26 protein-coding genes are annotated in these 25,128 nt (G+C 39.3%); 10 read left to right on the top strand and 16 right to left on the bottom strand.

Annotated elements, in window-relative coordinates; genetic code table 11:
• Window positions 1–37 precede the first annotated feature (37 nt).
• From ASU03_RS09660 to ASU03_RS09645, 4 genes are all read right to left on the bottom strand, one after another.
• On the bottom strand, window positions 38–1,255 hold the full coding sequence (locus ASU03_RS09660) for an HD-GYP domain-containing protein (protein WP_057831627.1): 1,218 nt from the start codon (window positions 1,253–1,255) through the stop codon (window positions 38–40).
• A 185-nt stretch (window positions 1,256–1,440) separates the two neighbouring features.
• Window positions 1,441–1,734, bottom strand: a complete 294-nt coding sequence (locus ASU03_RS21475) for an L-rhamnose mutarotase (RefSeq protein ID WP_057831626.1) — start codon at window positions 1,732–1,734, stop codon at window positions 1,441–1,443.
• Window positions 1,735–3,152: 1,418 nt separating this feature from the next.
• Window positions 3,153–3,959 (bottom strand): DUF3108 domain-containing protein, encoded by an 807-nt coding sequence (locus tag ASU03_RS09650; protein WP_057831654.1) that lies wholly within the window; start codon window positions 3,957–3,959, stop codon window positions 3,153–3,155.
• Complete coding sequence (locus ASU03_RS09645) at window positions 3,956–4,249, bottom strand: DUF1294 domain-containing protein (protein WP_269433006.1); 294 nt, start codon at window positions 4,247–4,249, stop codon at window positions 3,956–3,958. The genes ASU03_RS09650 and ASU03_RS09645 overlap by 4 nt, the downstream gene beginning before the upstream one ends.
• Before the next feature lie 441 nt (window positions 4,250–4,690).
• Here ASU03_RS09645 and ASU03_RS09640 point away from each other — a divergent pair, with 441 nt between their 5' ends.
• On the top strand, window positions 4,691–5,608 hold the full coding sequence (locus ASU03_RS09640) for a universal stress protein (RefSeq protein WP_057831624.1): 918 nt from the start codon (window positions 4,691–4,693) through the stop codon (window positions 5,606–5,608).
• A gap of 383 nt (window positions 5,609–5,991) precedes the next feature.
• Window positions 5,992–6,159: a hypothetical protein gene (locus ASU03_RS21105; RefSeq protein WP_197411235.1), complete on the top strand. Its 168-nt coding sequence runs from the start codon at window positions 5,992–5,994 to the stop codon at window positions 6,157–6,159.
• A gap of 137 nt (window positions 6,160–6,296) precedes the next feature.
• Here ASU03_RS21105 and ASU03_RS21100 read toward each other — a convergent pair whose 3' ends face one another.
• On the bottom strand, window positions 6,297–6,467 hold the full coding sequence (locus tag ASU03_RS21100; protein ID WP_197411234.1) for a hypothetical protein: 171 nt from the start codon (window positions 6,465–6,467) through the stop codon (window positions 6,297–6,299).
• A gap of 391 nt (window positions 6,468–6,858) precedes the next feature.
• On the opposite strand from ASU03_RS21100, the gene ASU03_RS09635 reads away from it, so the two are divergent.
• From ASU03_RS09635 to ASU03_RS09610, 6 genes are all read left to right on the top strand, one after another.
• Window positions 6,859–8,196 (top strand): OprO/OprP family phosphate-selective porin, encoded by a 1,338-nt coding sequence (locus ASU03_RS09635; RefSeq protein WP_082627229.1) that lies wholly within the window; start codon window positions 6,859–6,861, stop codon window positions 8,194–8,196.
• Between the two features lie 82 nt (window positions 8,197–8,278).
• The gene (locus ASU03_RS09630; protein WP_057831623.1) at window positions 8,279–9,262 is read left to right on the top strand and encodes a tripartite tricarboxylate transporter substrate binding protein; all 984 of its coding nucleotides are present in this window, start codon (window positions 8,279–8,281) and stop codon (window positions 9,260–9,262) included.
• Between the two features lie 83 nt (window positions 9,263–9,345).
• The gene (locus ASU03_RS09625; RefSeq protein ID WP_057831622.1) at window positions 9,346–9,828 is read left to right on the top strand and encodes a tripartite tricarboxylate transporter TctB family protein; all 483 of its coding nucleotides are present in this window, start codon (window positions 9,346–9,348) and stop codon (window positions 9,826–9,828) included.
• Window positions 9,829–9,832: 4 nt separating this feature from the next.
• Window positions 9,833–11,365, top strand: a complete 1,533-nt coding sequence (locus tag ASU03_RS09620; protein ID WP_057831621.1) for a tripartite tricarboxylate transporter permease — start codon at window positions 9,833–9,835, stop codon at window positions 11,363–11,365.
• A gap of 116 nt (window positions 11,366–11,481) precedes the next feature.
• Complete coding sequence (locus tag ASU03_RS09615) at window positions 11,482–13,080, top strand: ATP-binding protein (protein ID WP_057831620.1); 1,599 nt, start codon at window positions 11,482–11,484, stop codon at window positions 13,078–13,080.
• 59 nt (window positions 13,081–13,139) lie between these two features.
• Window positions 13,140–13,856 (top strand): response regulator, encoded by a 717-nt coding sequence (locus ASU03_RS09610; protein WP_057831619.1) that lies wholly within the window; start codon window positions 13,140–13,142, stop codon window positions 13,854–13,856.
• 96 nt (window positions 13,857–13,952) lie between these two features.
• Here ASU03_RS09610 and ASU03_RS09605 read toward each other — a convergent pair whose 3' ends face one another.
• The 3 genes from ASU03_RS09605 to ASU03_RS09595 form a co-directional block, all read right to left on the bottom strand.
• The gene (locus ASU03_RS09605) at window positions 13,953–14,150 is read right to left on the bottom strand and encodes a hypothetical protein (protein ID WP_057831618.1); all 198 of its coding nucleotides are present in this window, start codon (window positions 14,148–14,150) and stop codon (window positions 13,953–13,955) included.
• 142 nt (window positions 14,151–14,292) lie between these two features.
• On the bottom strand, window positions 14,293–15,114 hold the full coding sequence (locus ASU03_RS09600) for a substrate-binding periplasmic protein (protein ID WP_197411233.1): 822 nt from the start codon (window positions 15,112–15,114) through the stop codon (window positions 14,293–14,295).
• A 114-nt stretch (window positions 15,115–15,228) separates the two neighbouring features.
• Window positions 15,229–15,768 (bottom strand): M48 metallopeptidase family protein, encoded by a 540-nt coding sequence (locus ASU03_RS09595; RefSeq protein WP_057831616.1) that lies wholly within the window; start codon window positions 15,766–15,768, stop codon window positions 15,229–15,231.
• 309 nt (window positions 15,769–16,077) lie between these two features.
• On the opposite strand from ASU03_RS09595, the gene ASU03_RS09590 reads away from it, so the two are divergent.
• Window positions 16,078–16,338, top strand: a complete 261-nt coding sequence (locus ASU03_RS09590; protein WP_057831615.1) for a DUF2999 family protein — start codon at window positions 16,078–16,080, stop codon at window positions 16,336–16,338.
• Window positions 16,339–16,358: 20 nt separating this feature from the next.
• Window positions 16,359–16,715 (top strand): HopJ type III effector protein, encoded by a 357-nt coding sequence (locus tag ASU03_RS09585; protein WP_057831652.1) that lies wholly within the window; start codon window positions 16,359–16,361, stop codon window positions 16,713–16,715.
• A gap of 198 nt (window positions 16,716–16,913) precedes the next feature.
• Here ASU03_RS09585 and lipA read toward each other — a convergent pair whose 3' ends face one another.
• From lipA to rlmH, 8 genes are all read right to left on the bottom strand, one after another.
• Complete coding sequence (gene lipA, locus ASU03_RS09580; protein WP_057831614.1) at window positions 16,914–17,900, bottom strand: lipoyl synthase; 987 nt, start codon at window positions 17,898–17,900, stop codon at window positions 16,914–16,916.
• Window positions 17,893–18,600 carry a lipoyl(octanoyl) transferase LipB gene (gene lipB / locus ASU03_RS09575; protein ID WP_269433005.1) on the bottom strand — a complete coding sequence of 236 codons (708 nt, stop codon included), beginning with the start codon at window positions 18,598–18,600 and terminating at the stop codon, window positions 17,893–17,895. The genes lipA and lipB overlap by 8 nt, the downstream gene beginning before the upstream one ends.
• Window positions 18,601–18,652: 52 nt before the next feature.
• Window positions 18,653–18,916 carry a DUF493 family protein YbeD gene (gene ybeD / locus ASU03_RS09570; RefSeq protein WP_057831650.1) on the bottom strand — a complete coding sequence of 88 codons (264 nt, stop codon included), beginning with the start codon at window positions 18,914–18,916 and terminating at the stop codon, window positions 18,653–18,655.
• Between the two features lie 230 nt (window positions 18,917–19,146).
• A complete protein-coding gene (locus ASU03_RS09565; protein ID WP_057831613.1) occupies window positions 19,147–20,346 on the bottom strand; it encodes a serine hydrolase in 1,200 nt (399 codons plus the stop codon).
• A 204-nt stretch (window positions 20,347–20,550) separates the two neighbouring features.
• Window positions 20,551–21,414, bottom strand: coding sequence for a septal ring lytic transglycosylase RlpA family protein (locus ASU03_RS09560; RefSeq protein WP_057831649.1), 864 nt, complete (start codon window positions 21,412–21,414; stop codon window positions 20,551–20,553).
• A 52-nt stretch (window positions 21,415–21,466) separates the two neighbouring features.
• Window positions 21,467–22,582, bottom strand: a complete 1,116-nt coding sequence (gene rodA / locus ASU03_RS09555) for a rod shape-determining protein RodA (RefSeq protein ID WP_057831612.1) — start codon at window positions 22,580–22,582, stop codon at window positions 21,467–21,469.
• Window positions 22,582–24,543 (bottom strand): penicillin-binding protein 2, encoded by a 1,962-nt coding sequence (gene mrdA, locus ASU03_RS09550; RefSeq protein ID WP_057831611.1) that lies wholly within the window; start codon window positions 24,541–24,543, stop codon window positions 22,582–22,584. The genes rodA and mrdA overlap by 1 nt, the downstream gene beginning before the upstream one ends.
• Before the next feature lie 65 nt (window positions 24,544–24,608).
• Window positions 24,609–25,079 carry a 23S rRNA (pseudouridine(1915)-N(3))-methyltransferase RlmH gene (gene rlmH / locus ASU03_RS09545; RefSeq protein WP_057831610.1) on the bottom strand — a complete coding sequence of 157 codons (471 nt, stop codon included), beginning with the start codon at window positions 25,077–25,079 and terminating at the stop codon, window positions 24,609–24,611.
• Between the last annotated feature and the right edge of the window lie 49 nt (window positions 25,080–25,128).

The raw sequence follows: 25,128 nt of genomic DNA, 5'->3' as shown, positions 1-25,128 counted from the left end.
TTGAAAATATGGCAGGATGTTATAACCTATGATTGAATTAATTATAAAAAGCCGCCTTGAAAAAACTGAGTAAATTAATATTGAATTCGTCAGGTTTGATACAGCAATCAATCTGATCTTTATACTTAGCCTGGCTAAGATCTAGTTCTTTCATGGCAATGGCTTGATTAAGCCGAGTGTTATAAAACACTCGGACAAAGGGTAGTAAAGGCTTACTTTTATTTAAACGACTTATCAGGCCCAGTTTACCACTGGTAAGTTTTACTAATGTTCCTATTGGGTAGATGCCAAGGCAGTTAACAAATTGTTCAACTAGAACCTTATCATAACTATTTGGCGCATCTTTCATTAAAAGATTAAAGGCTTTGATTGGATGCATACCGGCCTTATAAACTCGCTCTGCCGTCATAGCGTCATAACTATCGACAATAGCTATCATACGGCCATGCTGGGTGATTTGTTGGTCATTTAGCTGTTTAGGGTAGCCTTTACCATCGAGGCGTTCATGATGTTGTTGCACTACTTCTATGACAAGTTCAGACAAGTCTGCACTCTCCTTTAGCACTTCCATACCTAGGTCAACATGGCTTTTCATCACTGTAAATTCTTGGGCAGTGAGTTTGCCCGTTTTGTGTAATATTTCTGGCGGGACTAATACCTTACCGATATCATGTAAAAATGCCCCGAGTGCCAGTTGTTCAATAATTTCACGGTCAAAGGCTAAATGTTTAGCAAATAAAGTCATTAAGATGGCAACATTGAGGGAATGTTCTACTAAATACTCATCTTTTATACGTAGTCGTGTCATGCAAGCTAAGGCATCTTGATTTCGAAAGATGGAGTCGACGATGGCATCGGTAGACTCCTTTGCTTCTACTACATTAATAGTCTTGTGTTCGCTCAGGCTACTCAGCATTTTATGTTGTAATTTTTTTGCGTCATCATACAGTTTACTTGCCTTGGCCATTTCTTGATCTAATGAAATACCATTACCGGATTTTTTTGACTCGTTTTGCGTTTTTTTTTCTTTAACTTCAGGCCGGATTTTATCTACTTGTTTTTGTCTGCTGGCATCTATGGTTAAGTGAGTAATGCCTGCTTTAATCAGTTTTAGAATACTTTCTTTAGAACTTACATAGCCTTCAGATTTTACGCTGACAGTTTTACCTTTAGTACGAACAGACAAAACATACATGCCAGGTTCAAGCTGATGGACTGCTATTTTCTGTATGGAGGATTCAGGTTGTTTGTTCATAAGATGTTACTCATAAATTTGTACTTAGGAAAAGTAAACGATAAAACCCCAGCATATGCGTTTAGTAATCATAGTATAAGTACCTGTCATGTCACCTTTTCGATGGGCTATTGATTTTTTTAGTGACATTTTGTCCGAGATAGTAGCGTTTAAATCGTGACAAGTGCTATTAAGATGAACCGTTATTAGGGCTGCTCAGTAAGCTTTAAAAGTTCTTCCATGGGTAACCATTTTTCGCCATCTTTGGCCCATGGTAAAGCTTGATGAAATTGCCACATCAAGGTTTCCCATCTTTGTACTTCTGGGCAAGCAGCCTCGGCAACTTTAGCAAATTGTGCAGTGCCTAAACCGATAGTGCCAGCACCTAATACCATTATCGTATCGTTTTTCGATACTTCACCACGGCGAACCGAGTGAGCGCCAATAGCTAAACACTCAACTACGGCTAATTGGTCAAAAGGTACACCTTCAGTAATCACCAGGTGAGATGCAGGTAAACATAAGTATTCATACCTTAGTTTGACTCAAATAAAGTAATTTCTTGATGTTTTTAAACGGGAGTAATAAAAAACAGTTTTTAATTTATACCCAAGCGACTTCAATATGCTCGTTTCAGGACACCTGAGCGACTCATGATCAAGGCGCGTATTTTATTCATGGTTGTTCAGGAGAATATGCTCCTGCATTCTCTATTAAGCTGCATCCATGCAGCGTCCTTAATTACCTACGAAACGATGAACATGATTTGCTCAGATGTTCCCGTAGGGCTGGTTTAGAAACGCTTTATCCATCGTTATTGATTTCGATAATAGAATAACTATTCTCTTCAATCAATGCCTTGCCTAAAGGCGTTTATCATTCCAGCTCAATCCTGCATTTTGAGGTGGCTTGGGTATATAGGGTAACTAAGTAATTTGTAACCCTAGTGATTGATTGTATGGCGTGTTTTATATGTAAATGATATTTTCATTCGGTCATCATAAATATGTACCTTATCATTGTTAATCAGATGAAGGCGACTCAAGTACTACAATATTCCCGACAACGTTAGCTATAGATTTTTGGATTTACAGCTATTCCTTATCATTTGAGCTGAACTATTAAAATCAGCCACTTAGTAAAGTGGAGTTTTATTGGTCTTGACTATATTTCAAGCATGTACAATATAATGGTACACCGACGGGGTTTGAGGGCACTATTAAATCGTTATTCACAGAGTTATCCACAATAAATGTGGAAAACTTAGCTAACTAACGGTCCAACCTGTGAGTGATTTGTGAACAACAAATAAGCGGAGCACTGTATAAAACTCGCCTTAATGCTGTTCATTGAATATTACTTTTGCGCAGGAAGTCTAGCTGCACCTGAGTCTATCGCGGCCAGTACGGCAAAGTCGCGGAGAACTCAATGGTGATGAAAATATAGAGTTGATCTTAGCTAGCCTTTATACGCGATGGTTTGCTTAGCGGGTAAAAGTTTTCTAACAATACGTTTGCTATCGTTCAAACGGCACTAGTAGGTATTAGCTGCGACTGTAATTTTTGGCAAACGAGGGTTATATACCCAAGCGACTTCAATATGCTCGTTTGAGGACACCTGAGCGACTCATGATCAAGGCGCGTATTTTATTCATGGTTGTTCAGGAAAATATGCTCCTGCATTCTCTATTAAGCTGCATCCATGCAGCGTCCTTAATTACATACGCAACGAGGAACATGATTTGCTCAGATGTCCCCGTAGGGCTGGTTTAGAAACGCTTTATCCATCGTTATTGATTTCGATAATAGAATCACTATTCTCTTCAATCAATGCCTTGCCTACAAGGCGTTTCTCATTCTAGCTCAATCCTGCATTTTGAGGTGGGTTGGGTATAAACCTACTCGTGTTAAAGTAATGCTCATTGCTCACATTGCCTACTAAAGTGAGATAACCAAACTACAGGAGAAAACATCATATCAAGTTGTGCCTTTATCAGTTGATGGTCATGTTTAGGTGAAAACCATAAAACGATATCTTTATGCTCGCCAACTTCAATCACTTTAATCGTGGTTAGCTTACCCCATTTTTTATGGTCAATAACTTCCAAGCCGGCCACTTCAAATTGATAATTCTCCACTCTGCTACTTGCTTGTCTAGATAGGTTAAAGTGTACTTTCCCTTGCAGTAAATTGAGCCGAATTTGCGCCCCTAAGCTATCAATATCGTATAGCGGCTGTTTTTCACTTTCATTAATACTTTGGTAGTGAGAAACTTCACCGTTTAACGTTACGGTTGATGAAAGGCCATTAGCCGACATTTTCGTTTTCATTGCTCTGGCTTTAATACCAGTTAGTTTTTGTGAAAAACTGGCGGTTAAAAAGTGCTGATACTGAGGCGAATATTGCATAGTACTTTTTTGCTGGTAAGTGGAGTCAATCCAAAGGAAGCTTACTTCGCCGTAAGAGGTTATTACTGCCTGAGGCGAGGTTGAATTCTTATGCCATTGTATCGTTCGATGTAAATAACCAACCTTTTTCCCTAGAAAATAAATATCATAGGCAAACTTTTTATCACATTGATGAAGTTCGCTAAACTCTTCTGCGGTTAACGTGCTAGGCACAATCGTTTGTGCTTTTACTATGAATGCCATTAAGCCACAGCTAAATACGGTTAACAGTGTTAATACATGCTTAGTAAAAAAGGTTAATCCGCTCAATTTAATCACCATGGTCTGTTAGAGGTATGTTGGTTAGCCGTGGCACAGCAATATAGCAGTGCGGTTAGCACAGCTATATTTGCCACAATAGTAAGCCAATACCTTATTTGAAAAGTTCTTTTTCTATTTTTATGTTTGAGCCATTGCTGTGCGATGGCCGCAGCTGGCCAGCCACCTAACAAAGCAAGTATATGCAGTGTTGTTTCTTTGATACGCCAATAGCCATTTTTTGCTTTGTATTTGTCGACTAGATAAAACATAAAGCAAAACACATTGATGCTTATCAATAAGCTGAACATAAACTTAGGGATATACTGATAAAAAGATAAAGTAGCAAAAGCTAACCGGTAAACCACACTTAAAAAAAATTGCCAACACTTTATCCAAGCTCCATTAAGCTGATGTTTAGTTATAAAAGTTAGTTATACAAAATGATGATGTCGTCAATTGTATTTAATTGTTTTGATAATAACTAGCATAAACGTAGATAAATAATAAGGACATTTGCTAGCGAGCATAAGCAAAAGGTGTTGCGCTTTATTAATGCTATTTTCGGTGATGAAGTTGGTCTTTTTGTTTAGTTAGCGTATTTGTTGGCTAGTTTATTCGGTATACGTTGCTAAAAGTTGTCAGTTCAACTAATTTTTAAAGTAAGGGGAATCATTAAGGTTATTGTCTAAGTTAATAGAGATGTTTATTAAAGTATTTGTATTTATAGGCTTGATACTTAGGAGGAAATTATGAAATTAATTAACAAAATTTTGGTGGTTATGGATTCGAGTTCTGATCACCAAGCCGCATTAGTGCAAGCTATTAATATAGCGAAGAAAACTTCAGCAAGTATCGAGCTTTTCTTAGTAGCCTATAATAGTGAGTTTGTTAGTCATTGGAACTTTAATCAAGCGCAATTAGCGGCTTTGAAAAAAGAATACATAGCCTCTAAGTTACGTTGGTTAGAAACGTATTTACCTGAAGTTAAATTATGTGATCTAGACGTTAACATGGCTGTTGTTTGGCATGCTGATGTTAGTTGTGCCGTGTTGGCTCAGGTAGCAAGTAATGGCGTGTCACTGGTGGTTAAGTCAACCAAGCAAAACTCAATTATCAATAAAATATTTTTTACTCCTTGTGATTGGCAGTTACTGGAGCATTGCCCAGTGCCTTTATTATTAACTAAAAATATTAGCGACTATTCGTACCGTAGAGTTATGGCGGCGGTTGATCCGGAAAGAAGCCACAATAAAGCCGAAAAATTAGATGCTGAAATCATCCAAGCTGGTTTGCTCATGGCAGAGCTATTTGACGGGAAAACCCTTATTTGTCACTGCTATCAGCCAATAGGAGTAGAGCTGTGGCAAGGCATGAGCTCTGTGGGTATGGATCATAGTTTAATGAATGGTGATTTTCATGAGTATAGCGATGCAATTAAGCATCATCACCAAGTCGCTTTTAATGAATTACTAAGTGACTATGCCTTTGATGAAAAGTCGACTCATCTTATTGCTGGTTCTGCCGAGTTTGAATTACCTGAGTTGGTTAAAACGCAGCAAGTGGACTTATTAGTGATGGGCATGGCAAATAACGGTAAATTTATTGGCAATACCATAGAAAAAATACTCGATAATGTCGGTTGTGATATTTTATCGATAAAGTGCTAAAACAAGACCCGTTGTCATTGCCCTAGTCACATAGTCGGCAATGACATTTTTTAACTACTTAAAAATAAATGTTTACTTTCTAAACAAAACATTGTAGATTATCCTTGTTATTTAGCAATCCTCGGCTAAATAACGTAAATCCTCAGTGATTTTTCGTGTTTTGTCTTTCCCTTTCACAGTCAGCCAACACCTTATAAAAGTTATTTAATTAAAGCTTTTTGCTGTATGAAATTCCGATTTTTTTTCGGTCAATTCATCGTATTATTTTCGTTTTACACTGTACAGCTATAGAGCTTTATAATATTGCGTTTTTGCGCAATCATACCTCTGAGCATAAAGAAGTTAATCCTTTTTTATACGGAGCGTTATAAAGGAGTTATATTATGTCTTATACTTATCAAGGTAAGGTTTATGCCATTACAACACCAGTAAAGTCTATTTCAATCAACAAATTAAATGTTGTTGTTAAAGACCAAGCGGGCTCGCAATTGTTTAAATTTACCAAAGTGAATGAGTCTAAAGATTTTCTAGCTATGTTATATCAAGCATAACTAGCACAAATCAAAACCGTCAGTAAAACCGACGGTTTATACAAAAAACCAGAGTTACCTTAATAGGGTATTCTGGTTTTTTCGTTTTAACGTCTTTTCTTGCTAAAGGTAGATTGGCTGAGCGATAACACTAGGCGTTAATCTACCTTAGTAACCGTCACTTCTAGATACTTACTATTACCCGCATACCATTTTTGTACATAAATAGCGCCTAAAATGGGTGGCATGCCATCTTTGGGGATTTCTTTATAACGAACACTGTTTTTGTTTTCTTTTTCTAGTTCAAACTTGATTTTAGTTTCAGACATTTTGATTGTTTAGCTAAGCGAAAGTGCCGTTATTGTAAGCTATATAAAGTAGCTGTCGAGGTTTAAGCTAAAAACTTCCGTGCAATCGCTTTTGACCTTATGCCCCTCAGGTGAGTTTATACCTTTATCTTCTATACTGTTTAAGTGCTTGCTATTTAGCGATTATTTTTCTGTTAAAGCATAAATACCACCGACCGTGAACTTTATGTTGTTAACTGTTTTTATGCTCTTAAAGTTATTTAGTTGCTCATTGTATATTTTTAACGACTCATCCTTTAAATATAGCCTTCCAATGTTGGGGCTGATGCCAATTTTGAATGGCATGTGCTTGGTATTGTACTTGTAAACCTTTATAAAAATTATATTACAACAAATAGAAGGATTTAAGTTCATGATAGATAAACATCAAAAGACAAAGGTATTTTTCACACCGAAAAATAGAATAGCTAGTGTCAGTATAGCGCTAGCGGTGGCTATGGCATTACCTATGGTTGCACAAGCGAATGAAAGTGCTGAAGTGAAAAAACTTCAACAAAAAATTGCAGAACTAAGCATAGCGGTAGCAGAAATCAAACAAGCGCCCAAAGTTAAAACCCAAGGCGGTGGTGTTAAGATTAAAAGCAATGATGGTAACAAATCTTTTAAAATAGGAGGCCGATTCCAACTGGACTATAACCGTTTTGATGGTGCCTATAATGCGGATAATAATGGTAAAACAGGTTCAGACCTTTTCCCGCGTCGTGTTCGAACTTATGTTCAAGGTCAGGTCGATAATTGGGATTACAAGCTATTGCTTGATTTTTCTGAAGACAAAGGTGAAATTACTTTAGCTCGCTTACGTTATAAGGGTTTTGAAAATGGCCCAACCATAAAGTTAGGTAAAATTCGTGAAGATATCAGTTTAGAAGCATTAACGAGTAGTAAACACATTACTGCTATTTCTCGACCTATGTTAGCTAACGTAATGTCACCTTATTTTAAATATGGTGCTTCTGCATATCAATACTTTAAAAGCACAGGTCTTCGTTATGCTGTTGGCGCATACAAAGGTGGCAGTTTTGGTACTAACGGACAAGATGAAAATGGCGATCTTAATTTGTCATTGACCGGTCGTTTTACTTGGTCACCAATTCATAATAAAGGTGAAACCTTACACTTTGGTGTTTGGGGATCACAACGTGACATGGGTGGTGATAAACTGAGTGCCAAGTTTGCTCGTGGTGAAGTGCGTAATACCAATGTTCGTTTGGTTAACTATGCCGCCGGTGGTGATACTTTTTCGGTAGATAACATGACTCAATTTGGCTTGGAGTTTGCTGGAGTTTACGGACCTTTGTCTATTCAGGCGGAATATGCCGTGAGAGATGTCGATGCCGTTGAGAGTATTAATGACAGCAGCTACGATGGTTATTATGTTACCGCCAGTTACTTCTTAACGGGTGAGCATAGAGTATATAAGAAACGTGGTGTTTTCAATTCACCAACACCTATTGCCGACAGTGGCGCTTGGGAAGTGTTTGCCCGTATTAGTCAATTTGATGCTACGTCAAATAATCAAGGTACAGAAGCTGAAGTACTAACATTGGGTACTACTTATTACCTCAATAAAAAAATAAAATTCATGGTCAATTACTTGCTCTCTGATGTTTCTGGCCCTGGCGCTGCAGATTTAGTTGGCGAGATCACGGATGGTAAAGCCTTGACCGCTCGTGTGCAGTACTTATTTTAGCGGTACTTTTTTACCAGCAAATGATTATTTGGGCTTAGGAATAAGTGCAAGTTAACCTTAATCTAAAATTTTAGGATTCAATATGAATATTAAACAACTTACCTTAGCCTCAATGGCTATTGGTCTTCTTTCGTTTGTGTCAACTTCAGTAGTGGCGAACGAAAAAATAGATATCAAAAAGATACATTTTCTTATCCCAGGTGGCCCTGGTGGAGGTTGGGATGGTACGGCTCGTGGTACAGGCGAAGCCTTGATGAAATCGGGGAAACTCGAAAATGCCTCTTATCAAAACATGTCTGGCGGTGGCGGTGGTAAAGCCATCGCTTATATGATTGAAACCGCAGAAAAACAAAAAAACACCCTGATGGTTAGTTCTACCCCCATTGTTGTGCGTTCATTAAGTGGTGTTTTCCCGCAATCATTCCGTGATCTTAAGCCTGTTGCCGGTACTATTGCTGACTTTGGTGCCTTTGTGGTACGTAAAGATTCTAAATACTATGATTGGCGCGATGTATTAGCTGATTTTAAGCAAAACCCACGTAAAGTGAAGTTCTCTGGTGGTTCATCACGTGGCAGCTTAGATCATCTCGTCGCGGCTATGGCAATTAAAGCCGGTCGCGCAAAACCACGTAAATTAGTTTATGTTGCCTATGATGGCGGTGGTAAAGCCATGGCCGCTTTACTTTCAGGTGAGACAGCCATTCTTTCTACTGGTGTTGGTGAAGCACTTACCATGGCAAAAAGTGGTGATGTGCGCATACTCGCTATTACTTCAAAAGAGCGCCTGAAGGTATTACCTGATACCCCGACCTTAACTGAAATGGGCTATAACGTAGTCTTTGCCAACTGGCGTGGTTTTTTTGCGGCACCTACAATGTCTGATGAAAAAGTTGCCGCTTATGCAAAGTTATTGGGTGATGTACAAGAGACACCTGAGTGGACCGAAATCCAAGAGCGTAACGGCTGGGTTAATATGTACAACCCAGACAGTGAGTTCTATGCCTTCTTAGAGAAGCAAGAAAAAGATCTGGGTGTACTAATGCGTGAATTAGGCTTTTTGAAGTAACGTTTGTTGAAGTAACGTTTTAGTTGACTGCTGTATTATTCGGTTTTATCTGTTTAGCCGGGTAATGCAGTTTGAGGTGAATTATGAAAATCAGTAAAAATGTCATTGGTGCATTAATATTTTTTATTTTTAGCGTCAGTTATGGCTACCATGCCTACCAAATTCCTTTATATCCTGGTGAAGAATATGATGTCTTTACATCACAAACCATGCCTAAACTCTACGCATTCTTAGGGATTATAGTCTCAATTTTGGCCATTATCATGTCTGTTCTTAACGATAGTCGCACGACTAATGACACAGAGAAATCGGCCGATGATTTTGACAAGAAAAGCTGGCTTCAGGTGGCAAGTCTTATTGCGTTAATGGTGTATTACGGCGCAACCTTAGAGCAGTTTGGCTTTATTTTATCAACCATTTCTTTTCTTATATTTGGTTTTCTTATACTGGGTGAGCGAAGTAAAAAACGACTTTTCCTTGCCTCCGTACCCGTTGTCATTGTCTTTTGGGCAATTATGACGCAACTGCTGGGGATTTATTTATCACCCGGCGACCTTTGGGGATAATACTATGTTAGACGGCTTAATTATCGGTTTTCAAACCGCGATGTCAATGCAAAACATAATGTTTGTTATTTTTGGTTGTTTTGTTGGCACTTTTATTGGTATGTTGCCGGGCTTAGGGCCTATCACTGCCATTGCCTTAATGATTCCTATTACGTATGGTATTGACCCTTCATCGGGTATGATCTTAATGGCAGGTGTTTATTACGGTGCTATTTTTGGTGGTTCTACCTCCTCTATTTTGATTAATGCGCCAGGTGTTGCGGGCACAGTAGCGACATCATTTGATGGCTACCCTATGGCTTGTAAAGGTCAAGCAGGCAAGGCGCTTGCTATTGCCGCTTATGCTTCATTTAGTGGTGGCACTATTGCTGCCGTCTTTTTACTAGTGGCTGCACCTATGTTATCGAAAGTTTCTTTAAGCTTTCAATCGCCGGATTATTTTGCCTTATTATTATTGGGTTTAACTGCTGTTGCGGCTTTTTCTAATAAAGGTAGTTTCCTTAAATCAATCATGATGACCTTATTTGGTTTAATGTTATCAACGATTGGTACGGATCAAGCTTCTGGCGTAGAGCGCTTTACTTTTGGTCAAATTGACTTACTTGATGGTATTAGTTTCTTATTAATAGCTATGTCTATGTTTGCTTTGTCAGAGGCCTTACTCTCTATCATCAGTAATAATAGAGATAAAAAGTTAGGTATTGCTTCGGTTACTACAGAAGTAGGTAGCTTAAAACTCACTCGAGCTGAAATAAAAGAGATGGCGCCTACCGTTGCTAGGTCATCAGTGTTAGGCTTCTTTGTTGGTGTGTTACCTGGTGCCGGTGCTACGATAGCTTCATTTCTTGCTTATGGTATGGAACGAAACTTAGCTTCAGCGAAAGAGAAACTAAAATTTGGTAAAGGCAGTTTACGTGGCCTAGCCGCTCCTGAAACCGCAAATAATGCTGCTTGTAGTGGCTCATTTGTACCTTTACTTACCTTAGGTATTCCAGGCTCGGGTACTACCGCGGTAATGTTAGGTGCGTTAATGTCCTATGGCATTGAGCCAGGTCCACGCTTATTTGTTGATAACCCAGAAGTGTTTTGGTCAGTCATTGTTTCTATGTATATTGGCAACGTCGTCTTATTGTTTATCAACTTACCCTTGATTCCTTATATTGCTAAAGCATTGACCTTACCTAAGCAATTATTAACCGTGTTAATTTTGTTCTTCTCACTGATTGGTGTTTATTTAGTATCATTTAATGCCTTTGATATCTTTATGATGGCCGGTTTTGCCGTAATAGCCATTGGTTTACGTTTATTGAACTTTAGTATGTCTCCGTTGATCCTTGGTTTTATTTTAGGTGGTATGTTAGAACAAAATCTACGTCGTTCATTAACCTTATCTGATGGTTCAATCTCTTTCTTATGGGATAGACCTATTACCCTTGGTATATTAACGGTGACGGCCTTAGTGTTACTTATGCCAATTATCTCTACCCTGAGACAGGCTCTTAGCTCAACTAGCCAAGAGAAGGAGGCTGATATTTAAATGAGTTAGTTTTACTGATAAGCGCAGCAATGGTATACTGCTTCGTTTATCAGTCTGAACTATATTTAAAGTACTATTGATGGATGCTCTTATGTGCTTATTTACAAGAAATACCGATGAAGATCGCCAATAAGTTAAAAAAAATGGGCTTGCATAACAAGTTAGCCTTAGTGTCGGTGTTATTGGTTATGTTACAGATCATTTTTTTGGGTATGTTCAGCGTTGCCTATCTTGAACAAGAGTTTGAACAGCAACTCGGTGAAAAAGCACTTGCCGTGGCACAAACGTTGGCTAAAAATCCTATTATTCAGCAATCGCTGCTCGATAAACAAAGCCAACCTATTCAATCCTATGTAGAACCCATTCGCCAAGCTATAGCCGCCTCTTTTATTGTTGTTGGCGATAGTCAGGGTATTCGATATTCTCACCCTAATCCGAAAAAAATAAACCATGCCATGATAGGTGGCGATAATATTAGAGCACTTAGGCTCGGACAGTCATATATTTCCAAAGCCGAGGGCTCATTAGGGCTATCTATTCGTGGGAAAACGCCCATTGTATTAGACGACGGTACCATCATCGGCTTGGTTTCGGTCGGTTATTTAGAGCACGGTATGATGCTCAGTATTAGTAATTACCGTGATACTTTCTTATGGGTTTTTGGTATTACCTTGATCGCCGGTTGTTGTTTGGTTTTGTATATTGCTAAACGTTATCGTGATGAAATATTTGGCTTAGAGCCCGAGGAGATTTCACGGGTTTATAGTGAACGCAAAGCGGTACTCGAATCAATTCTTGAAGGTGTGGTGGTTATTAATGAACAGGGTATTATTACCAGTTGCAACCCTATTGCGATTGAGATTTTAGCCAATATTACCGAGCAGAGCTTAATTGGCTCCGCGGTGCATGAACTCTTACCCGATTACCAGTTTATTTTTGCCAGTAACTCTTCCCGAATATGGCGAGATGTAGAAGTTGATATTGAAGCTGGGACGATAATCTTAACAAAAACGCCGTTAATGATTGGTAATAAACAACACGGCGTGGTTGTTTCCTTTCGCCGTAAAGATGACCTAGTTGATTTAAGTGAGAAACTGTCGCAAGTAAAACAGTTCTCAACCATGTTAAGAGTTCAGACCCATGAATATTCGAACAAATTAAATACCATAGGGGGTCTTATACAAATTGGCTCTTATGAAGATGCTTTAGATTTGATTATGGTGGAAAATTCAGGTTATCAGGAGATAATTGCCTTTTTAATGCGCATTGTGCCAGACCCGATAATAGCAGGGCTTATTCTGGGTAAATATGATGTAGCTAAGGAACGAAAAATTGAGTTGATTATTGATAAGGATAGCAGTTTGTTGCAAGTACCGAGTAAGCTACCACGCTCAAAATTGGTGACTATACTCGGTAATATACTCGAAAATGCCTTTGATGCCGCCAGTAGCAATAAAGCGCAACCGGCTCAAGTGACATTATCGTTTACCGATATGGGTGAAGATATTATCTTTGAAATTGAAGACTCTGGCGTCGGTATGAGTGATGCGGCCATTAAAGACATTTTTACCTTTGGTCAAACTACAAAACGTGCCATGGGTCATGGCATAGGTATGTTTTTAGTGAAAAACTGCTTAGATCAAGTGGACGGTACTTTAGCCATAACTCGGGCAAAAACAGGTGGTACCATTATGACGGTTTATATACCTAAATAGCCCAATAAGAACGAATAATAATAACTAAAAGTAGCTATCGAACAGGAGTGAATTAGGTGATGAAAAAAAACAGTGTACTGATTGTTGAAGATGACATGCGTATTGCTAACATCATCTCGAAGACTATTAATAATGAAGAGGGTTTTGAGGTTATTGGTATCGCGCAAAATACCACTGAGGCAAAAGACCTACTTGACAGCTTTAAGCCGGAACTTATTTTTCTTGATGTCAGCTTAGTAGATAGTAATGGTTTGGACGTATTAAAATATGTCAGACAAGACTTAAGTGCCGCTGATATCAGTATTGTTATGTTAACAGCAGCCAAAGATAGCGAAGTGATTCAAGAGGCTATGTCATACGGTGCCTTTGATTATATTTTAAAACCATTAGCATTCTCTCGGTTAAAGTTAACACTAAAGCGTTATTTGCAATACCGTGAGCGTTTAAGTGCTGATCAACCCTTTGAACAAGATGATCTTGATGAATTATTTCATAATAAGGGTAAGTTAATTAGTCAGTCAAACCCAGCAATAATCATCAATGAGCAAGCATCATTACCTAAGGGAATTGATTCGTTAACGCTAGATAAAATTCGTACTGTGTTAAGTGATAATGCTGGCACTGCTTATACCGCTGAGTCTATGTCTGAATGTATTGGCACTAGCCGTACCACAGCAAGGCGCTATTTAGAGTACTTGTTAAGCTGTAATGATATTATCGCCGATATTGAATATGGCACAGTCGGACGACCTGAACGCCATTACTTATTAAAATAAACCTATTGAAATAGCCGCTAAGGAAATCGAGCAACGAATGCTCCGCACGGCTATGATGCTTTTTCATTATTAACCCTCATCATTTATAAAAATCAACTAGTTATAGCCCAGAATAAAACTTGGGCTATCTAAGTCAATTTGCTCCATTTTTTCTACCTTATTGGCGGATAACGTGGCTTTATTTTGCTCACTTTTATCCGTCATTGGTAAGTCATCACTAGACTCTACCTGTTTAGTACTTATCGCAACTGCTTGCATTGATGCTTGGACTGATGTCTCGCTACTCTTATTCATTATTAATATTCCCTAGTAATAATTCGTTCTGCTACACGCTCAGGAATATCATGTGGGGAATTTCAATTGAAGTAAATAATTTCGCCATAATGAACTTTAGCGAAATAAAGTGCAATAAAGTTCATTTTGGCTATGGGTTGTTTTATTGTTCTACATGGGGTTTTAAACAAGAAGATAGTTGCTGCTTGCTTTCTTTATTTTCAAAAATTTGAAGGTAGGGCGTGATGCCATACTCTTGGTAAAGGCTATCAATGGTACCGGCATTACGCAGCTTAAATAATTTGCAATTGAGTTGATGGAATCTAGTCGCTAAGGGAGAACGCTTAGGAATACTGATGTATTTAGCACTGACAAAGGACTCTTTAAACTCTGCTATTTGATAATGTAGCCCAGTATATAAATGCCTGACTTGTTGGTAAGCCGCTTCAGCCCAACTTAGATTTTGGATTGGCATTACATCTATACGGCCAGCCAGTAATAATGACATCAATTGATTAATATCATGTGCATAAATGGTACTGACCTTGGTATTGATGTTGTCAATATAAGGTCCGTAATATGACCCTCGTAATAAACCAAAAATTAAAGGGCCAAAGTGTTTGGGCGAGTGATACCGTTCTATATTTTTGATAGTAGGCGCTAGTAAGTAATGAATACTTCGTTGTTCGTAGCCTAACAACATAGGTAATAAATAGCGCTCTCTTTCAGCAGTCATTGAGTGGCGGGGAATGATATCGACCTGACCCAATTTAGCTCTGAGCAAGGTTCTTGGCCAAGGTATTACTAACCATTGCGGCTCTAGGTTAGCATCAAGGAGTAAAAGCTTAATAATATCGATTAAAGGGCCATAATACTTTTTATCAACTATCGACATTTCGGGGGGGCGGTGACGAAGGTCAATGTGCACTGGCTCGGTAAAACCACTGCTGGACAGTAACAGTAAGCACAATATTATCGACTTCATACCCATAACTAGCTAAGCCTCAGTATTAGCTGAATCTTAAGTATAGCGGGTGAAATAGCATTTGCTGGTCATCACTATCACCCTAGGTCATCTGTTCGCTATTAATGTGGACTTTTAAGGGGAGATGCTAGCTAATTCTTCTAAGTGGGTGAGGTAAATGCGCAGATCTAATTCTAATTGGTGATAATCGGGCAGCATGCTTTGGCAAAGTTTATAAAAAGCCTTGTTATGCTCTTTTTCTTTTAAGTGAGCTAATTCATGAACAACGATCATGGCTAAAAAAGCCTCGGGCGCTTTTTTAAATAGACTACCAATGCGAATTTCATGTTTACTTTTAAGCTTATTACCTTGTACGCGGGAAACATAGCTGTGTAGGCCTAGCGCATTATTAATAATATGAATTTTATCATCGTATTTTATTTGGCTTAAAGGCGCTGTTTTTTTCAAATATTGGTTTTTGAATGTCATCACATAAGTGCGTAAAGCTTTATCATTACTTATCTGATGAGTATTTGGGTATTTAGTTAATAAGTATTGCGCTAATTTCTTTTGCTCAAGCATTTGCTGAACTTGTGTTTGCACTTGTGTGGAGTAGGCAGATAAATATTTTAATTTGGCTAGTCCCAATACTAGAGGTTTAAATTTTGATGGCATAATTCTTCATAGATAGTTAGCAAGGTTGGCGTTGAGATTTAATATTAACTCAGGTTTTTTAATTTAGCCTAGGTCGGTACAACGCTATTATACCCAAATTACTTCAAAATGCAGGATTTGAGTGGGAATTAAAATGGCTTTAGGGAAGGCAAACTCTACAGGATAAAATTAAATAGATAATAACGAATAAGCAATTTTTTGATAAGTGCTCTTTAATCTTTATCAAAGCGTTATATTTGTTAACATACCCCAAAATGAATACAGAACTTAAGTTCTGTATTTTATTATATCCTAATACGAGATTGTTAAATGAACCCAATTATTCAAATTTTAAAAGAACTAAATATCAGTGATGAAAAAATTAGTGAGTTGTTTCAAGCGCTGACTGAAAACCCTATGATGGCTATGGCATTCATTGGTCAACTTGGCATTCCGCCAGAAAAACTTCAAGCCATTATGAGTTTAGTGATGGCAGATCCGGGTCTTATTGAGCAGGCTGTTAATGAATTAGGCTTAGACTTCTCTAAAGTTGAGGAAGCAAAAGCTAAATTAAAAGCCGGTGATGCTTAGTGGCTAGCGCACAGAAAAACATGACCTTGGCACATTTACTTAGCCAATTGAGCTTAAATTCAGATGAAGTGACCTTTGAGCAAGTGATGCAAGTAGTCAGTGATAACTACAGTTATACACCAGTAACCTTTAGTAATGGTGATTTTCTTAATGAAGCCGGCACCAATGAAGGCTCTTGTAAAATATTTTATTTTGCCAAATTAAATGAATTAACAGAGCAACAAACATTGGCGTGTTTTGGCCGTTATTATCATGAGGACGTTTTACAAAACCCTCAGGGCAGTGATCACGGTAATATTCGTAATTTTATTAAAAGTGGTTGGCGTAAGGTTGAGTTCAACTCTACTGCACTGACTCCTGTAGTGAAAATCCAGTAATTTAAACCCTCTAGTTTAAGCTATTTAGTTAGTGTCCTTTACTGTAAACAAAGCGCTTAAGCTTTTACCTTAAACGCTTTGTTTAACTCACCCGAAAAAACTGATTTTGTTACTGACGCTAAAGTAAATACGCCTACTTGTTCGGTGCCGTATGTGCTCGCATCCTGAAACTCGCATTTTGAGGTGGCTTGGATAAGCTTATTTTACTTCTTCACCAGCCGCTTGTTTATCAGCATGGTAGCTTGAGCGAACAAGTGGACCACAAGCCGCATGTTCAAAGCCCATTTTGTGTGCGGCGCGTTCAAACATGGCAAAATCGTCAGGGTGAACATAACGCTCAACCGCTAAATGATCTTTACTCGGTTGCAGGTACTGACCAATGGTTAACATAGTTACGCCGTGGTTGCGTAAGTCTTGCATTACTTCCAATATTTCTTCGTTAGTTTCACCTAAACCGACCATTAAACCTGATTTAGTGGTAACGCCTGGATTTGCTTCACCAAAACGTTTTAATAGGTCTAGCGACCATTGATAGTTGGCGCCTGGGCGTACCTTAGTATAAAGGCGTGGCGCAGTTTCCATGTTGTGGTTAAACACATGAGGGGGATGTTGATTAAGGATTTCAAGCGCTCGGTCCATACGACCACGAAAATCAGGTACTAAAATTTCTATTTTGGTATTGGGTGCTTGTTTACTAATTTCTCTAACACAGTCGGCAAATTGTTGAGCGCCGCCATCTCGTAAATCATCTCTATCTACCGAGGTGATAACCACATATTTTAAGCCCATATCTTTTAAACTATTGGCCAGTTTTTTCGGTTCATCTTTGTTGGGCGGTAGTGGGCGGCCATGGCCAACATCACAAAATGGGCAACGTCTGGTACATAGATCACCTAAAATCATAAAGGTAGCCGTACCGTTATTAAAACATTCTGCTAAGTTGGGGCATGATGCTTCTTCACAGACCGAGTGCAGATCGTGTTTACGTAAATTAGCTTTGATGGCATCAATACGTTCACTAGAGCGAGGTAACTTGATACGTAACCAACTTGGTTTACGTAACATCGTCGCTTTTGTTGAGCTAACTACTTTAATTGGAATGTGAGCTAATTTATCGGCATCGCGAAATTTTTCGCCAGCGGCACGATTAGCTGTTTTTGTTACTGAGGTTAAATCACTATTCATGATGCGTGTTATTCTCGTTTGGTAAACCGCTTTGATAACTAATATTATTAGCATCAAGTAAGTTTATTAAATGTTTCACTAACGCAGTACTTGCACTAGCGGTATCTTGTGGGCCTTGTAAATCAGCAGTTTGCACCATTTTCAGACCGGCATAACCACAGGGGTTGATACGTAAAAAAGGTGATAAATCCATATTCACATTGATGGCTAAGCCATGAAAAGAGCAGCCTTTGCGAACTCTTAAGCCTAAGGAGGCAACTTTTTTCTCATCAACATATACACCCGGTGCGTCGGCTTTGGCATAAGCGGCAATATTATAATCCGCTAAAGCCGAGACAATACTGGTTTCGATCAAAGTGACTAACTGCCTTATGCCTATTTTCTTGCGGCGCAGGTTAATCAGACAATAAATAACGAGCTGACCTGGACCGTGATAAGTGACTTGACCACCACGGTCAACTTGTACTACCTCAATATCGCCAGGTAGTAACAGATGTTCGGCTTTGCCAGCTTGGCCTTGGGTAAAAACAGCAGGGTGTTCCACTAACCATAATTCATCAGCAATGCTGTCATCACGATTATCGGTAAAGCTTTTCATGGCATGCCAAACTTGGCAGTAATCCATGGTATCTAATTGTCGGATGACTAATGAGTCGGCAAGGTTAATAATGTCTCGCTCGACGGTTGAATTTGACTGCACTCGGCAAACCTCGTTAATCTAGGGTGTTGAAAACTGATAGCGTTAAAGGGGGTTATAAAACGTATCGTACTTGTTCAATAGCCATTAAGGTTTTATAGATAGTTTCAATGTGCTCTTTACTGGTAACGGTTACCGCAATAGAAACCGCATGATAAGTCCCTTTGGAACTGGCTTTGATTTTGGGCGTGTAATCGCCGGGTGTGTGCTTTTGTAGTTCCGCAATGATCAAGTCCGGTAATTCGTCACAGGCAAGGCCCATCACTTTAAAATTTAATACCGTTGGGAACTCTAATAATTCGTCAAAATGGGTTTTCATAGTCATTTACTTCTTTATCTAGCGAGGTTTTTACTTTAGCGCCATTTTATCATCAATTATCATGTGCTGATATTGTTTTTATTCTTTGCCTTATACGTTTTGTTGCTAGGGCAGCATTAGTCGTGTTTAAGGGGGCAATTTTTTCTTGGTAAAAATAAAAAAACCTCTATCAAGAGGCTTTTTTATTCATTCATTATTAATAATTTCTTTTATACCATAAGGAGCGTTAATTAATTAGCAAACTGTAGTTTTACATAGTCAGCCAAACGACTAAATAGGCTGCCTTCATTTATTTCCTCCAGTGTTACCAGAGGGTATTGCGCTATATCTTTATCATTGAGTTGTAAAAATAAAGTACCAACTACCGTACCTTTAGCTAATGGCGCTGTTAATTGTTGGTTTAATTCAAAGTTTGCTTTTAAATTTTTACGTTGGCCGCGAGGAATAGTGATCGGCGTATCAGAGATAATGCCTAAGTCAACATTCTCTTTGTCGCCCATCCAAACACGGTTAGCAATAAATATTTCACCGGCTTTATAAGGGGTGATGGTTTCGAAAAAGCGGAAGCCATAATTTAATAATTTTTTACTTTCTACTTTTCGTGCTCGTTCACTTGCAGTGCCCATAACAACGGTAACTAAACGCATATCGCCTTTAGTTGCTGAGGTCACTAAACTGTAACCAGCATTGGATGTGTGACCGGTTTTCATACCGTCAACGTTTAAGCTTTTATCCCATAATAAACCATTGCGGTTATACTGTTTGATATTGTTATAGGTGAAAGATTTTTGTTTATATATCGCATACTCTTCTGGCACATCGCGGATCAACGCGATAGCTAGTGTTGCCATATCTCTAGGCGTAGTCATATGTGAGTCGCTGTCTAAACCATGACTATTTTCAAAGAAGCTGCTGGTCATACCAAGTTGTTCGGCATGGGCATTCATTAAATCTGCAAAGGCACTTTCACTGCCGGCAATATGCTCAGCCATAGCAACACAAGCATCATTACCCGAGGCAACGATTATTCCTTGGTTTAACAAGCTAACCGATACTTCAGTGCCCACTTCAATAAACATCTTAGAAGAGTCAGGGAAATTTTTCGCCCAAGCCTTTTCACTGATCATCACTTTGTCAGTGTTTTTAATATTACCGTTCTGAAGCTCTTTACCAATAATATAACTGGTCATTATTTTGGTTAAACTTGCTGGCGCTAATAGAGTATCTGCATTTTCTTCAGCAATAATTTTACCTGTGGTGTAATCAATTAAGATAAAACCTTTGGCATTAATTTGTGGTGCATCGGGGATAATGGTAATGGCATAAGCCGTTGGCGTAAGAATAACCGCCGCGCTAAAAACAGCGCCACTGAAAAAGGTAAATAATTTGTTGACGTTATATTTGCCAGAGAAATTTGTTGTTTTAGTCATAGTATTAGTCGTGTGTGAAAAGTTAAGGGAAAGCAACTGCACGAAAGTATACCACTTCTAAAAAGCTTGGCTACGGGAAAAAAACCGATATTATCAATAAATTCGCAGAAAAATCGTTATAAATGTAACAAGGTTTATAACCATTTGTTGTAGCTACTGCTGCTGATTTGACTCAAGCTTGGTGCTGGCTTCTTTTTAGCCTGGTTATGGCGAGGTTCTTGGATAAGCATTAGGGTAGCCATTTTGTTTTAAGGCCAATAAAAGCGCATTTAACGTGGCAAGATCGCTAATAGGTCCAAGTTGAATACGATAAAGCCCTTGATGTTTGGCATAGCTTGTTTCTTGCTTGTATTGAGTTTTTAGCTGTTTGGCTGTGTTGCTAGCTAGCGCTTTGTTGCGGGTTGCCAAAACTTGAATAAAAGGTGTGGCAATGCCCATATTATCTTGTGTGTTTGGGGGGACCGGCTTTTTCTTAATGGCTGGACTTACTATGACTTGAGATGTTGCTTGGATAGTGGTGATATCTTTAACTTTACCCGTTTTTTTGTCGAAATCAGTGATTGCGCTTATTTTTACGTTTGCGATGCCAGTTTTTAACATGTCGAGCTTATAAGCGGCACTATAGGATAAATCAATAATACGTGACTGATGAAAAGGACCCCTGTCGTTCACGCGGACAATAACCGATTTATTATTGGCAGTATTAGTGACTTTTAAATAGGTGGGTAAAGGTAAATTTTTATGGGCGGCGCTCATGGCATACATGTCATAGATTTCACCATTGGAGGTGAGATGGCCATGGAACTTTTTCCCGTACCAAGAGGCAGTGCCGGTTTGTTCAAAGCCTTGCGCCGTGGTTAAAACTTGGTAAGGTTTACCAAATACTTGATAATCTTTATTACCGCCGCGACTATAGGGCTCTGCGCGGGCTATAGCATCTTTCAATTCTGCTTGGTTTGGTAGACGCGTAGGTATACTGTCATGCTTTTGTTGATAGCGGCCAGAGCTGCAAGCACTTAACAAAGTTAGCATGGATATTAACAAGAGCAGTAGCAGTTTTTGGTTCATCACTTTTATTACTTTCATCGTACAGGGAATAGGGGACATTTTTAAGCTCAGCTTAAACATGGATACGTCTATGGGTACTAATGGCCATTAATATGCCAAAACCTACCATTAATGTCACCATAGAAGTACCGCCATAACTCACTAAAGGTAATGGCACACCAACAACCGGCAATAAGCCAGACACCATACCTATGTTGACAAAAACATAAACAAAAAACGTTAGCGTCAGGCTGCCAGCGAGTAACTTAGTAAAGGCGTGTTGAGCATTGACGGCAATCCACAAACCGCGCATTACCACAAATAAATAGACGCCAAGCAGGGCGGCAACACCAATTAAGCCAAACTCCTCACTGAATACCGAGAAGATAAAGTCGGTATGGCGTTCTGGTAAAAACTCTAATTGAGATTGGGTACCTTGTAACCAGCCTTTACCGTCAATACCCCCTGAGCCAATGGCTATTTTAGATTGAATAATGTGGTAGCCTGAGCCTAGGGGATCTTTCTCTGGATTTAGAAAGGTCAAAACCCGTTGTTTTTGATACTCTTTCATCAAGAAGAACCATAAAATAGGTGCAAAGGCTGAAGCTAAACCAAGACAAACAACAATTAACCGCCAACTGGCACCCGCAAGAAAAATAACAAAAATCCCTGAACTTGCTATAAGCAAGGATGTGCCTAAATCAGGCTGCTTAGCGATAAGTAATGTGGGTAGTAGTACTAGAATAAAAGCAAGTATCACCGTTGATATTTTTACCGGTAAGTTTTCTTGACTAACAAACCAAGCAATCATAATAGGGACGATCAATTTCATAATCTCAGAGGGCTGAAACTTTATAAAACCTAAATCAAGCCAACGCTGTGCACCTTTACCGACATGACCAAAAATTAAGACACTGATCAGCAATAATAAACCTAAGACAAAAACCGGTACCGCCCACTTACGATATACCAGTGGCGGAATTTGCGCGACAACAAACATGCCAACCAGAGCTACACCGATACTTCGAGCTTTTCGATAAACCACGGCGGTTTCCTGACCACCAGCGCTATAGACCAGAAAAAGCCCTAAAGCTAATAAGGATAAAATACCTAACAACAAGGGTATATCTATATGAAGCCGCTGGGCAATACTGTGATTTTTTTGTTGCTCTTGTCTGTTTCTGCGCATTAGTCAGCCTCTTGGGGTAACATTGCTATGGCTGCAGGTATTTGGTATGTCATGGTAGACGCTTGGCTGGTAATCACTCTGTCACCAAAATACTGATCCATAATCTGCCTTGCCACTGGCGCAGCATTAGTGGCACCACCACCTTTGGCGACATTTTCAATGGCTACCGCAATGACAATTTCAGGGTTATCAAAGGGAGCGAAAGCAATAAACATGGCGTTATCACGTTTGTTTTCGGATGTGGTTTTAGCGTCATATTTTTCATCTTGTTTGATACGTGCAACCTGAGCTGAGCCAGTTTTACCTGAGACATCATAGGTAGTGCCTTTAAACGGTTTGTAAGCGGTAGCACCAAATTTTTGCACGGTATTATGCATGGCATTTAAGACCAGATCCCAATTTTTTTCTTGCTTTAATACTAAAGGAGCGGGTGGCTCATAATTGATGGGCGTAATTTGATGATAAGTATTGCCATTACTTTCAATAATCAACTCAGTATTGGCTTTTAATAGGTGTGGGATTTTACGCTCACCATGATTTACTAAGGTTGTTAACGCTTGGGTTAGTTGCAGTGGTGTAACGGTCCAAAAACTCTGGCCAATGCCCACTGAAAGTGTTTCTCCGGTGTACCAAGGTTCATTATAACGGGCACGCTTCCAAGCGATACTGGGCATAATACCTTTGCTTTCTCCGTGAATATCGAGACCGGTACGTTCGCCAAAGCCAAATCGTTGCATCATATTACTGATTTTGGTGATACCTAATTTAAAGGCGAGATCATAGAAGTAGATGTTACAAGACTGTTCAATCGCCTTGTTTAAATTCACTATACCATGGCCCCAGGGCTTCCAATCACGGTATTTATTAGGTAAACCTGCCAACTGATACCAGCCTGGATCGTTAATGGTTGTGCTTGGCGTGATCACATTCTCTTCTAAACCGGTTAACGCCAGAAAGGGCTTAACAGTAGAGGCGGGTGGATAACCACTTTGTACACTGCGGTTAATAAGCGGTAGATCCTTTGATTCAAGTAACTTTTTATAGTTTTTAGTGCTAATACCATGAACAAACAAATTACCGTCGTAACTTGGATTTGAATACATGGCTAAAATGCCCCCCGTTCGTGGGTCCATAGCAACTACAGCACCTCGTTTTCCGGATAAGGCACGTTTAGCGATCATTTGTAATTCAATATCTAAGGTCAAGGTCAGGTCTTTGCCCGGTATAGGCGGCGTGTAATTTAGCGTGCGGATCACTCGGCCTTGGTTATTGACCTCTACTTCTTGATGGCCAATGGTGCCATGCAACATGTTTTCATAATATCTTTCAATACCCAACCTGCCAATAGCATAGGTGGCTGCATAGTTTTCAGACTGATCTGCTTGCTCTAATTTATTGAGATCTTTTCTATTGATACGAGCCACATACCCCAGGGTATGGGTGGTTAAATCAGCAAAAGGGTAATAGCGTTTTAAACGGGCATTAACAAAAATTCCGGGGTATTTATGTTGATTTACCGAGAACAAAGCCACTTGTTGATCACTTAAACGCGAGTGCAATTCTACAGGTTTGAAGCGACGCTTGCGTTTCATCGATTTGAAAAACTTACGTTGTCGGTCTGCGCTGATATTTAGCAACAGGCTTACTTGCGCTATGCTGGCTTTTATATCGTCGACATCCTCGGCTATCACTTCTAAACTATATACTGGCTTATTATCAGCAAGTAATACGCCATTTCTGTCATAAATCAAACCACGATTTGGCGCTACCGGCAGTAGCTTAATACGATTAGAGTTTGAGCGTGTTTGATATTTCTCGAAAGATTCAACTTGTAAGTTATAAATATTGGCAAAGAGTATCAGCACTACTAGCACCACGCCGATAAAAGCAATAAAAGTCCGTCGGGCAAATAAGTTTGCTTCAGCGGAGCGATTGCGAATGACAATACGACGTGGAGACACTAGCGCACGCTATCAAAAATAAAATTATTTACTAAAAGTATGGCTAACGTAGTCATCAACACAAGCTATTCTCTATGATAAGGATGGTTAGTATTGACACTCCAAGCGCGATATAGACTCTCTGCGATGAGTATTCGTACCATGGGGTGAGGTAGTGTTAAGGCGGACAATGACCACTTTTGCTCAGAGGCTTTAATACACGCGGGCGCTAAACCTTCAGGCCCACCGACAAGTAAAGCGACATCTCTGCCATCAAGTTGCCAGCTTTGCAGTTGCTTGGCAAGTTTTGGTGTTGTCCATGCTTGTCCTTCAACTTCAAGGGTGACAATACGGTTGCCCTTAGGGATTGCCGCCAATAACAATTCACCTTCTTTCGCTAGGATACGGGTGATATCTGCATTTTTACCGCGCTTTCCTGCGGGAATTTCAACTAGATGAAAGCTTAAATCACGGGGGAAGCGACGGCTGTATTCAGCAAAGCCTAGGCTAACCCATGCAGGCATTTTGTTGCCAACAGCATATAAGGTGAGTTTCATAAATCTATTTTGATTATTAGGTTTATTATCATAGAAAAGGTTATTGCAT

The organism is Colwellia sp. TT2012 (assembly GCF_001440345.1).
Classification (GTDB): Bacteria; Pseudomonadota; Gammaproteobacteria; order Enterobacterales; family Alteromonadaceae; genus Colwellia.
Note: the sequence above shows the minus strand (reverse complement) of the source record. Positions and strands in the feature narration are given on the sequence as shown.

Coding starts and splice junctions, on each gene's coding strand:
- ASU03_RS09660 (WP_057831627.1), bottom strand. CDS start 1,255: ATGAACAAACAACCTGAATCCTCCATACAGAAAATAGCAGTCCATCAG.
- ASU03_RS09630 (WP_057831623.1), top strand. CDS start 8,279: ATGAATATTAAACAACTTACCTTAGCCTCAATGGCTATTGGTCTTCTT.
- ASU03_RS09600 (WP_197411233.1), bottom strand. CDS start 15,114: ATGAAGTCGATAATATTGTGCTTACTGTTACTGTCCAGCAGTGGTTTT.
- ASU03_RS21100 (WP_197411234.1), bottom strand. CDS start 6,467: ATGTCTGAAACTAAAATCAAGTTTGAACTAGAAAAAGAAAACAAAAAC.
- rlmH (WP_057831610.1), bottom strand. CDS start 25,079: ATGAAACTCACCTTATATGCTGTTGGCAACAAAATGCCTGCATGGGTT.
- ASU03_RS09565 (WP_057831613.1), bottom strand. CDS start 20,346: ATGACTAAAACAACAAATTTCTCTGGCAAATATAACGTCAACAAATTA.
- ASU03_RS09605 (WP_057831618.1), bottom strand. CDS start 14,150: ATGAATAAGAGTAGCGAGACATCAGTCCAAGCATCAATGCAAGCAGTT.
- ybeD (WP_057831650.1), bottom strand. CDS start 18,916: ATGAAAACCCATTTTGACGAATTATTAGAGTTCCCAACGGTATTAAAT.
- ASU03_RS09610 (WP_057831619.1), top strand. CDS start 13,140: ATGAAAAAAAACAGTGTACTGATTGTTGAAGATGACATGCGTATTGCT.
- rodA (WP_057831612.1), bottom strand. CDS start 22,582: ATGCGCAGAAACAGACAAGAGCAACAAAAAAATCACAGTATTGCCCAG.
- ASU03_RS09595 (WP_057831616.1), bottom strand. CDS start 15,768: ATGCCATCAAAATTTAAACCTCTAGTATTGGGACTAGCCAAATTAAAA.
- ASU03_RS09615 (WP_057831620.1), top strand. CDS start 11,482: ATGAAGATCGCCAATAAGTTAAAAAAAATGGGCTTGCATAACAAGTTA.
- ASU03_RS09585 (WP_057831652.1), top strand. CDS start 16,359: ATGACCTTGGCACATTTACTTAGCCAATTGAGCTTAAATTCAGATGAA.
- ASU03_RS09625 (WP_057831622.1), top strand. CDS start 9,346: ATGAAAATCAGTAAAAATGTCATTGGTGCATTAATATTTTTTATTTTT.
- ASU03_RS09645 (WP_269433006.1), bottom strand. CDS start 4,249: ATGTTCAGCTTATTGATAAGCATCAATGTGTTTTGCTTTATGTTTTAT.
- lipA (WP_057831614.1), bottom strand. CDS start 17,900: ATGAATAGTGATTTAACCTCAGTAACAAAAACAGCTAATCGTGCCGCT.
- ASU03_RS09560 (WP_057831649.1), bottom strand. CDS start 21,414: ATGAACCAAAAACTGCTACTGCTCTTGTTAATATCCATGCTAACTTTG.
- ASU03_RS21105 (WP_197411235.1), top strand. CDS start 5,992: ATGTCTTATACTTATCAAGGTAAGGTTTATGCCATTACAACACCAGTA.
- ASU03_RS09620 (WP_057831621.1), top strand. CDS start 9,833: ATGTTAGACGGCTTAATTATCGGTTTTCAAACCGCGATGTCAATGCAA.
- ASU03_RS09640 (WP_057831624.1), top strand. CDS start 4,691: ATGAAATTAATTAACAAAATTTTGGTGGTTATGGATTCGAGTTCTGAT.
- ASU03_RS09590 (WP_057831615.1), top strand. CDS start 16,078: ATGAACCCAATTATTCAAATTTTAAAAGAACTAAATATCAGTGATGAA.
- ASU03_RS09635 (WP_082627229.1), top strand. CDS start 6,859: ATGATAGATAAACATCAAAAGACAAAGGTATTTTTCACACCGAAAAAT.